The sequence below is a fragment of the Pseudoalteromonas sp. PS1M3 genome (genome assembly GCF_016865405.1).
GTDB lineage: Bacteria > Pseudomonadota > Gammaproteobacteria > Enterobacterales > Alteromonadaceae > Pseudoalteromonas > Pseudoalteromonas marina.
Map to the genome: position 1 here is coordinate 168,572 of NZ_AP022624.1, position 12,097 is coordinate 180,668.

10 protein-coding genes and 1 pseudogene are annotated in these 12,097 nt (G+C 41.2%); 6 read left to right on the forward strand and 5 right to left on the reverse strand.

What is annotated here, in order from left to right:
• The first annotated feature begins 148 nt into the window (after nucleotides 1–148).
• Nucleotides 149–2,698 (forward strand): annotated as a pseudogene (locus PS1M3_RS00855) (M14 metallopeptidase family protein).
• A gap of 10 nt (nucleotides 2,699–2,708) precedes the next feature.
• Here the strand turns inward: PS1M3_RS00855 and PS1M3_RS00860 are convergent.
• Complete coding sequence (locus PS1M3_RS00860; RefSeq protein WP_006793797.1) at nucleotides 2,709–3,383, reverse strand: ComF family protein; 675 nt, start codon at nucleotides 3,381–3,383, stop codon at nucleotides 2,709–2,711.
• Between the two features lie 74 nt (nucleotides 3,384–3,457).
• Here PS1M3_RS00860 and bioH point away from each other — a divergent pair, with 74 nt between their 5' ends.
• The 3 genes from bioH (at nucleotide 3,458) to PS1M3_RS00875 (ending at nucleotide 5,452) form a co-directional block, all read left to right on the forward strand.
• On the forward strand, nucleotides 3,458–4,198 hold the full coding sequence (gene bioH, locus PS1M3_RS00865; protein ID WP_203985769.1) for a pimeloyl-ACP methyl ester esterase BioH: 741 nt from the start codon (nucleotides 3,458–3,460) through the stop codon (nucleotides 4,196–4,198).
• 89 nt (nucleotides 4,199–4,287) lie between these two features.
• Nucleotides 4,288–4,596: a hypothetical protein gene (locus tag PS1M3_RS00870; protein WP_006793799.1), complete on the forward strand. Its 309-nt coding sequence runs from the start codon at nucleotides 4,288–4,290 to the stop codon at nucleotides 4,594–4,596.
• Between the two features lie 4 nt (nucleotides 4,597–4,600).
• A complete protein-coding gene (locus tag PS1M3_RS00875; RefSeq protein ID WP_203985772.1) occupies nucleotides 4,601–5,452 on the forward strand; it encodes a putative metalloprotease CJM1_0395 family protein in 852 nt (283 codons plus the stop codon).
• Nucleotides 5,453–5,607: 155 nt separating this feature from the next.
• Here PS1M3_RS00875 and PS1M3_RS00880 read toward each other — a convergent pair whose 3' ends face one another.
• The 4 genes from PS1M3_RS00880 to greB all read right to left on the reverse strand — a co-directional run bounded on the left by PS1M3_RS00880 (nucleotide 5,608) and on the right by greB (nucleotide 9,631).
• The gene (locus PS1M3_RS00880; protein WP_203985775.1) at nucleotides 5,608–7,932 is read right to left on the reverse strand and encodes a Tex family protein; all 2,325 of its coding nucleotides are present in this window, start codon (nucleotides 7,930–7,932) and stop codon (nucleotides 5,608–5,610) included.
• Between the two features lie 166 nt (nucleotides 7,933–8,098).
• A complete protein-coding gene (locus PS1M3_RS00885) occupies nucleotides 8,099–8,680 on the reverse strand; it encodes a CBS domain-containing protein (protein ID WP_008129108.1) in 582 nt (193 codons plus the stop codon).
• Between the two features lie 52 nt (nucleotides 8,681–8,732).
• Nucleotides 8,733–9,038 (reverse strand): hypothetical protein, encoded by a 306-nt coding sequence (locus PS1M3_RS00890; protein ID WP_008129110.1) that lies wholly within the window; start codon nucleotides 9,036–9,038, stop codon nucleotides 8,733–8,735.
• 110 nt (nucleotides 9,039–9,148) lie between these two features.
• Complete coding sequence (gene greB / locus PS1M3_RS00895; protein WP_006793804.1) at nucleotides 9,149–9,631, reverse strand: transcription elongation factor GreB; 483 nt, start codon at nucleotides 9,629–9,631, stop codon at nucleotides 9,149–9,151.
• Between the two features lie 194 nt (nucleotides 9,632–9,825).
• On the opposite strand from greB, the gene ompR reads away from it, so the two are divergent.
• Nucleotides 9,826–10,545 carry a two-component system response regulator OmpR gene (gene ompR, locus PS1M3_RS00900; RefSeq protein ID WP_006793806.1) on the forward strand — a complete coding sequence of 240 codons (720 nt, stop codon included), beginning with the start codon at nucleotides 9,826–9,828 and terminating at the stop codon, nucleotides 10,543–10,545.
• Between the two features lie 5 nt (nucleotides 10,546–10,550).
• The gene (envZ, locus tag PS1M3_RS00905; protein WP_006793807.1) at nucleotides 10,551–11,867 is read left to right on the forward strand and encodes a two-component system sensor histidine kinase EnvZ; all 1,317 of its coding nucleotides are present in this window, start codon (nucleotides 10,551–10,553) and stop codon (nucleotides 11,865–11,867) included.
• Nucleotides 11,868–12,097: the final 230 nt, after the last annotated feature.

The window sequence follows — 12,097 nt, forward strand, 5'->3', positions numbered from 1 at the left end:
AAAAACGGCTTTATACCTGACTAAATTACTCGGATACTGCATATCATACTCCGCTCATCGTGTTGCGGCTAGTGTTGAGCGTAAAAAGTTGGCATCTATTTTAAGCAATGCTAGCGTGCAATTAACAAACATTTTTAGAGTGATCTATATGCGTTTATTAATAACAATAATGGTAGTAATGCTTAGCTTTTCAAGTGTAGCAAAACCGCTTTCATACTATTTTGAAGACGATGTTGTATTCGACCCAGCCATTCCTACGCCAGAAGAAGTATTGGGTTATCAAGTAGGTGAGTGGCATGTAAGACACGACCAACTCGTGCGCTACATGGAAGTACTTGCTCAAAAGAGCGACAGAATAAACTTTGAGATAATTGGCCGCACACATGAGCAACGACCACTGGTAATGCTAACGGTTACAGCGCCAAATAAATTAACTCAAATAGAGCAAATACGCCAAGCGCACTTGGCTCGTTTGGGTAATAACAGCAAAAAAGCAAACGATGAACCTACAGTTGTGTGGATGGGCTAAAGTGTGCACGGTAACGAATCATCGGGAAGCAATGCATCGCTTTTAACGGCTTATTACTTAGCTGCAGCACAAGGTGATGAAATAAATAACCTATTAAACAATACCGTTATTTTGCTCGACCCATCATTAAACCCCGACGGACTTGCACGTTTTGCTAATTGGGCAAACAGTAACCGCGGCATGAATTTGTCATCAGATCCTAAAACTCGTGAGCATACCGAAAACTGGCCAAGCAGCCGTACTAATCATTATTGGTTTGACTTAAACCGAGATTGGCTATTACTACAGCACCCTGAGTCGCGTGCGCGTATTGCAAAATTTCATCAGTGGAAACCAAATGTACTTACCGACTTTCATGAAATGGGCCCAAACAGCAGCTATTTTTTTCAGCCGGGTATTCCAAGTAGAAAGCACCCAATTACGCCAATTGAAAACGTAACATTAACCAAAGCAATTGCTAATTATCATGCCAAAACATTGGATGAAAATAATGCACTGTATTTTACAGAAGAAAGCTTTGACGATTTTTACTACGGTAAAGGTTCAACTTACCCAGACGTGAACGGAGGTATAGGTATTTTGTTTGAGCAAGCAAGCTCTCGAGGCCATATACAAGAGACCATTAATGGCCCTTTAACGTTTCCATTTACTATAAAAAATCAGTTACTAACGAGCTTATCTACCTTTAAAGCGGCGGTTGAAAACCGTCAAGCATTGCTTGACTACCAAGCTAAATTTTATGATCAAGCCGCAGAGCTTGCAGGTGATGAAAACTTTGCAGGTTATGTTGTTGAAGGTGCAAAAGACAGCACCCGAATTACTGACTTTTTAGCGCTATTGGAGCAACATAAAATAAAGGCATTTGAACTTACTAAACCGTTCAAAGCAGGTGGCGTAAACTTTACCACCAACAGCTATTATGTGCCTTTAGCGCAGCCTCAATATCGTCTAGTTAAAGCGATATTTAGCGAGCAAAAAAACTTTGCAGACAATACATTTTACGATGTATCTGGTTGGACATTAGCGCATGCATTCAATCTACCCTTTGCAAAAGTAAAAAGTAACTGGGGGCTAGACGTTGCAGACACACCTTGGAATAAAGCACCTAAAGCGCCCCTAACAAGTTTAGAGTCAGCGTATGCATTTGGTTTTGCATGGGACGACTACTTAGCGCCTAAAATGCTAAATACATTATTAAAGCAAGGTATAAAAGCACGCGTGGCATTGAGCGCCTTAACGGCAAAATCGAGCGCGGGCGACATAAATTTTGAGCCAGGGAGTATTATTATTCCGGCTGGTTTACAAACACAGCAAAACTGGATTTCTTTGTTAAACACTGCGCAAAGTGAATTTGGTATTGCCATAAAACCTATTACAACAGGCTTAACCAGTAAAGGTGCTGATTTAGGTTCACGCTCTATGGCAGTTGTTAAAGCACCCAAGGTTTTACTGATTGGCGGCCAAGGCACTAGCCAGTACGAAGTAGGTGAAGTGTGGTATTACCTAGATAGGTTTGTAGGTGTTGCCCCCACAATTGTTGAAATGACGCGTTTAAGTTCACTTGAGCTTAGTGATTATAGCCATATTGTGTTGGCCCACGGCAATTACAATAGCTTAACAGATGCAGAAAAAGTAGCGATTAAAAGCTGGGTAAGAAAAGGCGGTGTTATTTGGGGCCACAAAGGCGGCGCTAAATTTTTAGTCGACCAGCAACTACTTAAAGCAAATTATTTATCGCGACAGGATTTAGCTGGTGCTTTCAAAACTGAAGGCCTAAGCTATGGCGATAAAGATCATCTAGCGGGGCGTCAGCGTATTGCTGGGGCTATTTTTAAAACTAGTGTGGATTTAACGCACCCATTAACTTTCTCACTCACGCGCGACACCTTACCGGTATTTAAAAACAGTACATGGTTACTTGAAGCGTCAGATGCCCCTTTTGTAAATGTACTAACCTACACAAAACGCCCGTTGTTAGCTGGCTTTACTGACTCTGTAAATGTAGAACAAGTAGCTGAAGGCGCTGGTTTAATAGCACATTCGTACGGACGCGGCAGTGTTATTGCTATGACCGACAACCCCGTATTTAGAGGTTACTGGTATGGTACAAGTCGATTGCTTAGCAATGCACTGTTTTTAGGCCATACATTCCGCGCAAGTGGTCAGTAACATAAATTAACTAAATTGGCGTTAAACAGGTTGTGAATGCCCACACTTGTTTAGCGCCGGCCTTCTTTAAAGCCTGAGTTGCGGCATTTAATGTTGCGCCGGTTGTCATAATGTCATCAACAATAGCGACTGTTTTACCGCTCATATCTTCAGTACATATAAATGCATTGGTTAGATTTTTAATACGTTTTGCTTTAGTGAGCTGCGATTGCGCATGGGTTTTCTTATTACGAATAAGCGCATTATTTAAAACAACGCGAGAGCACAAACAAGGGTGCCATACTTGGCTTACTTGATTAAAACCTCGCTTTAAAAATCGGCTTTTATGCAAAGGTAAAATTATGAATAAATCAGGAGATTGCGTGCTGTATTTAAAAAACGCATTGAGCTGCCTGTGTACAACCTGCTGAAGTGCTTTTTTGTAATGAATTTGGTTACTAAATTTAAGTTGGGTTAGCCACTGCTCAAATGGAGGGCGGTAAAAAGCGCAAGCAAATAACCTGTCAAATTCGCAGTTAGGAAACATATCAACAATATCAGGTCGGTGAAGTAAATTTGGGTGTTTAGTTACATCTAGTAATGCTAAATCTTCTAAGCAATATTCGCATAAACCTAGGCTTGCACTTACAGGGCTTTTGCACTGTACGCAATACGACGGGAACAGCCAGTTAAACAGACCTTTCATGAGATAGTGCCTTCCATTGCAATCATCTTTTTAAACGTTATTATGAGCCTAAGTTTGGTTAAGAATATGCAAATATGCAAAAAGAGTTAGTACTTTTACATGGTTGGGGAATGAATCAAGGCGTTTGGCAACTTATACAGCCAGAGCTTGAAAACTTATATACAGGACAAGTACGTAGCCTTGATTTACCTGGGTTTGGTAATAGCGCAACCACATTACCAACCCCGTATAATTTGCATGATGCCGCTATGCAATTAAGCCAACAGTTAAAACCTCATTCTATTTTAATGGGGTGGTCTTTAGGTGGTTTGTTTGCTCTATACATTGCAAAACATTGGCCTGAAAAAGTATCGAAGGTTATTTTAGTCGCATCGACACCTTATTTTGCAGAGCATTGTGAATGGCCGGGAATTAGTGAAAAAGTACTAACTCAGTTTAAAGACCAATTGGTTAATCATAGAGAAAAAACCATTGAGCGCTTTTTGGCTATTCAGGCTATGGGAAGTGAGTCAGCGAGAGATGACATAAAGCAGCTTAAACAATTGCTAAATAAATATTCAGAACCCAACAGTGAGGCGTTAACCGCCGGTTTAGATATTTTACAAAATGATGATTTACGCGATTTATTTGCAACGTGTCCGGTAAAAATTATGGGTGTATTTGGTCGCTTAGATGCATTAGTGCCGTATAAAGCAATAGCTAAAATGTCAGTACTAAATGCTGAGTTTGAATACCAAGTAATAGATAAAGCATCTCATGCTCCGTTTATTTCTCACAAAAATGAGTTTTTATCTATCGTTAAATCAATGCTTTAAAAATGCGACGATAATTGCTCCCCGTAAAGCTTTATTTTGCGCACAAACTGAGCGATAATTAAACAATATTTAAGTGGTGGAGGTTTACCATGTCAATCGGATCTGTATTTAATAATGGTGTTGAAGGGTTTAACCGTGCAAGCCAAGGTATTGAAAAGGCCAGCGCAGAAATAAACCGTGCCAGTATAGAACAGCAAGATGATGCGCAACTTGCACAACAGCGACAGTTAGTTGCAGCAACGCCAGACGAAGCAGTAACAGCACCGGTTGCTCAGCCTGCGCGTATTGACGAATCACTTGTTAACCTAAAAGTTGAAGAATTTAACGCTAAAGCTAATGCGCAAACAATTCAAACAGCTGATGACGTACTAGGTACGTTAGTCGACATAAAAGTGTAATGTAATGAATATTGTCACGCCATTTCCATCAATCAATATAAACACAGCTAATGTTTATACGGAAACCGCTCGGCGTGACAATCAACTGCGGGAAGTCATTCCTGCTCCTTCTGCAAATAGCGCAAGTAATACCGAAACCAAAGCGCAAAGCGATGCAGAAAAAGCCAAACTACCGGGTAATAATGAGGGTGCAACGTATAGTGCATCAGGTAAGTTAGCTGACGAAAAAGTGGTTCAAGCGCGCGACGATGAAAACGCCGAGAATCCAGAGGAGTCTGAAGAGCAAAAAGCGCAGCAACAAGAGTCTGAGCAAGAACAGCAAGTTTTAGAGCAAGAGCAGCAGCAAATAAAAGAGCTAAAAGCGCGCGATACTGAAGTGCGTATTCACGAACAAGCCCATGCTTCTGTAGGCGGTAAATATGCCGGTTCGCCAAGTTACGAATATCAACGTGGTCCTGACGGCACTAACTATGCAGTGGGCGGCGAGGTACAAATTGACGTTGCTGAAATACCAGGTGATCCCCAAGCAACCATAGAAAAAATGCAAACGGTTAGAGCTGCAGCCCTAGCTCCAGCGGAGCCTTCGGGTGCTGATCGATCAATAGCGTCAGACGCGACTCAAAAGCTGGTAGCAGCTCAGGCTGAACTTGCAGCGCCTCAAAATGAGGAAGACGACAGCGCTGAAAACAATAGTAAAGCGTCATTCACAAGCAGTGAAGCTCAAGAAACTAAAACGGCAGAAAGTGAAGAGCAAACACGAGATGCAGACGTTGAAGCACGCGCAGGGCGAATTGCTAATTTTTATCAAATGGCAACTTCGCCATCCACACAAAGTGGTTTTTCAGCAATCTCTTAGCAATAGCCTGAACTCCGAATATTAAACTTTCCTCAATAAATTGCTTTTAATGCTTACTGATTTGAATTAAAAAAACCGCTTTCGCGGTTTTTTTATTTTAAAGCGTAGAGCGCTTTCCGATTTTTACTTAAAAGCTAAACAAGCTATATGGCCTGCTATTTTTTTACTTTGGCATTCGCAAATGCATCAGCAAACGCGTTACCCATAACCGCATTACCGCTATCACGTTTAGGTTTAGCAGCTTTTGGTTGCGCATTGTTAGTGCGCGGCTGTTGTTTTTGTGCAGCAGGGGCTGGCTTGTTGCTGGTGTCTATTTCGTCGTTTAAACGCATGGTAAAGCTAATACGTTTACGCGAGGCATCAACTTCCACTACTTTAACTTTTACAATGTCGCCCGCTTTAACTACTTCGCGAGGATCAGATATAAACTTATTCGTAATAGCTGAAATATGCACTAACCCATCTTGGTGAACACCTACATCTACAAACGCACCAAAGTTTGCAACATTCGATACAACACCTTCTAAAATCATACCTGGTTTTAGGTCACTTATTTTCTCTACACCCGCTTTAAACTCAGCCGTTTTAAACTCTGGACGGGGATCGCGACCCGGCTTATCAAGCTCAGTAATAATATCGGTAACCGTAGGTAAACCAAATTTTTCGTTGGTGTAGTCGTTAGCAACGAGCTTGTTTAAAAATTCGCTGTTACCAATTAATGTGGTTACTTCTGCGTTGTTTTTTTCGCAAATTTGCTTAACAACAGGGTAGGCTTCAGGGTGAACTGATGAGTTATCAAGTGGGTCGCTGCCATTGTTAATTCGTAAGAAACCAGCAGCTTGTTCAAATGCTTTTGGCCCTAAGCGTTCTACTTTTTTTAGCTCACTACGTTTTGTAAATGATCCATTGGAATCGCGGTAATTTACAATGTTTTGCGCTAAGGTTTTGTTTAATCCTGATACGCGTGTAAGTAAAGGAACCGACGCCATATTTAAATCAACACCTACCGAGTTTACACAGTCTTCAACAACGGCTGTCAGTGTTTGTCCGAGTTGGCTTTGCGACACATCGTGTTGATATTGCCCTACACCAATTGATTTAGGCTCTATTTTAACAAGTTCAGCAAGCGGATCCTGCAAGCGACGTGCAATCGATACCGCGCCACGTAATGACACATCTAAGTCAGGAAATTCGTTAGCTGCAAATTCAGATGCTGAGTAAACCGACGCGCCAGCTTCGCTCACCATAATTTTATTAAGTTTTAACTCGGTATTTGCTTTCATTAGTTCAGCAACCAATTTGTCTGACTCGCGCGACGCTGTACCGTTACCAATGGCAATAAGTTCTACTTTGTGTTGGCGGCAAAGTTGCTCTAGTGTACGCAGCGACTTATCCCAATGATTTTGTGGGGCATGAGGGAAAATAGTTTGCGTAGTTAGCAGTTTACCTGTGCTGTCTACAACAGCAATTTTACAACCGGTACGTAAACCGGGATCAAGACCAAGTGTTGTGCGTGGACCTGCAGGTGCCGCCATTAGTAAGTCTTTTAAGTTTTTAGCAAATACATCAATAGCGCCTGCTTCTGCTTTTTCGCGCATGGCTGCAAAAAATTCGTTTTCTAGGTGTAAACCTAGCTTAATTTTCCAAGCCCATTGCACCACGCTTAAAAGCCAAGCACTCGCTGTTTGGTCGGTAATATTTAAGCGGTAGTGCTGTGCAATCATGTTTGCACAAAGTTGAGCAGGGTTTTCAGAACTTGGTTCAGGGTTTACATTTAATTGAAGTATGCCTTCGTTGCGAGCTCGCAGCATAGCTAATGCACGATGAGAAGGTACTTTAGTAAGTAGCTCCTGATGATCGAAGTAATCGCGATATTTAGTGCCCGCTTGTTCTTGACCTTTAATTACCGTGCTTTGTATTGCGCCGTTTTGGCTTATGTGACTTCTTAATTTAGCGAGTAATTTTGCATCTTCGGCAAAACGCTCCATTAAAATAAATTTAGCACCATCAAGCACGGCTTTTGTGTCATCAAAGCCTTTATCAGCATTAATGTACTGCTCAGCGTGTTGCTCAGGATTTAAACTCGCGTCGGTAAATAACGCATCGGCTAGGGGCTCTATACCTGCTTCTATGGCTATTTGGCCTTTGGTGCGGCGTTTTGCTTTATATGGAAGATATAAATCTTCGAGTTCTGTTTTACTTTGCGCGCTAGTGATGTCGGCTTTGAGCTCTGCGGTGAGCTTCTTTTGAGATTCGATAGTCGACAAAATAAAGCTACGACGCTCTTCAAGTTCTCGAAGGTAAGATAAACGCTGCTCTAGTAAGCGCAATTGAGTGTCATCTAAACCGCCGGTGACTTCTTTTCTGTAGCGGGCAATAAAGGGAACAGTTGCGCCTTCATCAAGTAATTTTGTTGCAGCAACAACTTGTTGTTGTTGTGCATTTAGCTCACTGGCTAAACGTGCAGAGATATCGCTCATGCAAAAACCTTTTTAAACAAAAAATAAGACCAGAAATAAATATCTGGGTCGGCTAATTGCTTGAATAATATCACATGAAGTTGTAATAAAAAGCTCTTAAAGCAAGCTATTTAACTTGCTTTAAGACGGTTGCTTTGGTTGAGATAGTTAAGCGATAAAACAACCTCTAATGAGGGTGGTCTACGCTTTCTAGTACGTCGCTAAACGAAGTGGCAATTGGGCTAATGTGCAGCGGAATATGTAATGTTTTAGCAATTTGGCGAGCTGAAATTAATCCACATATTTCGTTATTGGCTGTTGTTACTAATAAAAACATCGCCCCTTGATGCTCCATTGTTTGCAAAGCATCGCCCACACAGGCATAACTTAAGCTTTGCATGCTGACACCCATTAGCTGGTTTATTGGGGTCATTACATGGCGAAGGCTCACTTCATTTCGCGGTGTATTTAAACGTTGAGCAATAATAGTAATTTTAGCACTTTGTAAATCAGCACTTGAAACAATACCTATTAGCTTGTGGTCGTCATCCATTACTAATACAAAGTCAGACTGCTGGCTGCTCGTTTGTTTTAGGGCATCAGCGATTATTGTTTCGTGCTGTGCTCGAACAGGTTTTTTTTGTGTAAAGTTATTCACCATTTTTAAAGCGGGTGAGGCCAAATCGATTAACGGTTGATTGTCAGCAAATGATTTTGCAATAACACCATGAGAGATATTTTGGGTACGTAATTCTTTAAAGTTAGACATAATATCCACCTATTAGTTAAAAATTTAATTAAATTGAAAGTAATAAATTAAATTAAATAACAGGGGGCCCACGTTGGTACGCAGTGCTAAACGGTCTGCTAAAAGATGAACTCTTGTAAAAAGAGTGAGCGCCTTTAGGGAGTGGTTGAGCTGCCTTAAGGGAAGTGACATCAACAAATGAATCTTCGTCAAAGTCAGGAGTTGCCTGATCGGGAATATCTAAGGCAATTAAATTATTTAAAACGGTTGGGTGTTCAAGGTTGGTGTTTTGCTTGCTGGCATGCAAAGTCAAACTCACACTCATAAAAAGTGCAAACAATACGGCATTACTAAATATGCGCTGTACTACGTTTGACATAACCATTACAACCTTTGCTAATCTCACATTAAAATTATGTGCGAGCTATTTATATATAGCCTAATGAGATAATTTAAACAATCAAAAGTTAATATGATCTGAATCAAATACTACTTAGCCGTTTTTTGATATTCAATTGAGTTTATGTACCATTCTTTTTTTCCCTGCGGTGTCATTACTTCAAAATCGTCATCAACTTGTTTTTTAATAAGCGCCCGAGCCATGGGTGAGTCGATAGAAATATAGTCTTTTCTGTCGTAAATTTCGTCTGGGCCAACAATTCTGAACTTTTTTATGTCGCCTTGCTCATTTTCTATTTCGACCCACGCACCAAAAAATACTTTTCCGTCTTGCACGGGGGAGTAATCAATAATATTTAAATCGGGAATACGCTTTCGCAAATAGCGAACACGTCGGTCTATTTGGCGCAGCAGTCGCTTATTATATTGATAGTCGGCATTTTCAGAGCGATCGCCTAAGCTTGCTGCCCAGCTGACTATTTTTGTTACTTCAGGGCGTTTTACATTCCACAGGTGGTCGTGTTCTTGTTGCAGTTGCAAATAGCCTTCACGGGTAATTAAATTTGTTTTCATCGACTTTTAATTATTAGCTCTAATGATGGGCACGGTAATAAACTTAGAAAAATTTGTCGAGCTTAAAGTGTTTAAAGCAGCCATTATTGTTGTTTGAAATGTTCAGTAACAATCTAAGGCCGTAATTAGTTTTTGATTATTTGTTTTTTCATTTATATTAATACTTAATTGGATATAAAAATAAGAAACAGGTAATGGGACACGAAACGACAAAAGTATTGGTTGTAGACGACGATATGCGCTTACGCAGCTTATTGGAGCGTTATTTAGTAGAGCAAGGTTTTATTGTTAGAACCGCTGCAAACTCAGAGCAAATGGATAGGCTTTTAGAGCGTGAAAACTTTCACTTAATGGTTCTCGACTTAATGCTTCCCGGTGAAGATGGCTTATCTATTTGCCGTAGGTTACGCCAAAAAGAAAACGAAATCCCTATTGTTATGCTCACCGCAAAGGGCGACGAAGTCGATCGCATCATTGGTTTAGAGCTTGGCGCAGATGATTACATTCCAAAGCCATTTAATCCTCGTGAGTTACTTGCGCGCATTAAAGCCATATTACGCCGCCGCGCTAAAGAAGTGCCAGGTGCGCCCGCCGCAGAAGAAAACCTAATTGCCTTTGGTAAATTTACGCTTAATTTAGCCACTCGTGAAATGAGCGAAGGCGATAAAACAATATCGCTAACCAGCGGCGAGTTTGCCGTACTTAAAGCGCTTGTGTCACACCCAAGAGAGCCGCTTAGCCGCGATAAACTCATGAACTTAGCGCGTGGCCGAGATTACAGTGCCCTAGAGCGCAGTATTGATGTGCAAGTGTCGCGCCTTCGCCGCATGATTGAAATAGATGCGGCTAACCCGCGTTATATTCAAACTGTGTGGGGATTAGGGTACGTGTTTGTTCCTGACGGTGAAAAGTAGTTTTTATGGGATTTTTTCCACGTAGTGCGTTTGGGCAAACTGTATTTTTGGTAGCGGCGTTATTACTTATAAACCAAGTTGTGTCTTATGTAACAGTCAGTTTATATGTTGTAAAACCGACCATAGAGCAAGTGAATTTAATGCTTGCTAAGCAAGTTAAAACTGTTTTTATTGACTGGGAAGACGGTATAGAAATAAACGACGACTTATCAGAAAAGTTTTTTGAAATAACCGGTATTGATGTCATGACCCAGCGCGAAGCCATGCGCCAAGGGCTTGGTCAAACCCGTGAATACCCCATGCTTTCACGTAGTATGTCTGCGCAGTTAAATGGCTCGGCGCGGGTGCGTATTACGCAAACTGGCCCACTCGTTTATTGGATAGAGGCCCCGCAAGCGCCTGGCTATTGGGTTAAAATTCCGCTTTCAGGGTATCAAGAAAACAACCTCGAATTTTTAACGTTTTACTTATCAAGTATTGGCTTTTTGAGTGTGCTAGGTGGTTGGTTATTTGCACGCCACCTAAACCGCCCGCTTAAAGCACTGCAACAAGCCGCTGTAAAAGTAGGTAAAGGCGATTTTAGCACCAAGCTAGAAGAAGAAGGCTCTACTGAAGTAATAGAAGTAACGCGTGCGTTTAACCAAATGTCGCGCGGTATCGCTGCCCTTGAAAACGACCGGCGTTTACTTATGGCGGGTGTGTCTCACGATTTACGCACACCACTTACCCGCATTCGTTTAGCAACCGAGATGATGAGCGACCAAGACGAGTATCTTCGCGAAGGGATTATTTACGATATTGAAGATATGAACGGTATTATCGATCAATTTATTGAATATTTACGTCACCACAAACGCGAAGAACTCAGTTGTGAAGATATAAACGCGTTAGTGGGTGAAGTCGTTAATTGTGAGTTAAAGCATCAGCGTTCTATAACCTTTAAAAGTAACCCAAGTATAGAGAGTATTCCGCTCAGCAGCGTGGCTATAAAGCGTGTTGTAACTAACATGATTGAAAATGCAATTCGTTATTCTGACGGCGATATAGAGGTACTTAGTTATTATAACTCCAATAAGAAGTATGTGGTCATTGCGGTAAACGATAATGGCCCAGGTATTCCTGAAAGTGAATTAGAGTCGGTATTTGAACCGTTTAAACAAGGTGATGCTGCGCGAGGCAGTGAGGGCAGTGGCCTAGGCCTTGCTATTATTAAGCGTATTGTTGATATGCACGACGGCAAAGTAAAACTTGAAAACCGGCCTGAAGGCGGCTTAAGTGCGCAAATTTATCTGCCTATAAAAATACAAAACTCTGCACAGTAACCTGTGCGGAGTTTTGTATTTGTAACACTTAAATATCTGTAAAACTGATATAACCGTGAAGCTTAAAGTGCTTTAAAGCGGATGGCAGTGCCGCCGCTGGTGGCAAGTGTTAAGTAAAAGTAAGTCATTAACTAAGCTTGTAAACACAAGTCTATATCCCATACACCTAACTCCTAATTATTTTTAAATAGCCGACTACAGTAAACTGTTAACTTTTAAGGTTTAAAATG